This is a genomic window from Odoribacter sp. N54.MGS-14 (assembly GCF_000980295.1).
GTDB classification, from domain to species: Bacteria; Bacteroidota; Bacteroidia; order Bacteroidales; family Marinifilaceae; genus Odoribacter; species Odoribacter splanchnicus.
Map to the genome: position 1 here is coordinate 1 of NZ_LARL01000191.1, position 317 is coordinate 317.

The 317-nt window shown below is 50.5% G+C and carries 1 protein-coding gene; it reads left to right on the forward strand.

Translation table 11 applies throughout. The features are described 5' to 3' along the window. On the forward strand, positions 1 to 317 hold a 317-nt coding region (locus tag WS42_RS15060; RefSeq protein WP_046451372.1), incomplete at both ends, for a phage integrase SAM-like domain-containing protein.

Consider the following 317-nt stretch of genomic DNA (forward strand, 5'->3'; position numbering starts at 1 on the left):
GTGCGCAATGCCTACCAAGGGGTAGGAAGCGAGTATGAGACACTGATAAAGGCTTTTGACAAGGATTGCGCCAACTTTCTGAAACGTGTCGGTAAAGACCGCAGCATCGGCACGTACAAGGTCATGGTAAGGGCAAGGAACTATGTCGCAGCCTTTATCAAGTCATTCTACAAACGGACAGACATGTCCATGCTGGAACTTACACCCGACTTCATCAAGGAGTTTGCGGCTTATCTTACAGCTGAACGGGGACTGAAAAACGCCACCATCTGGCTGAACTGCATGTGGCTGAAAGGCGTGGTCATGCGTGCGCACTA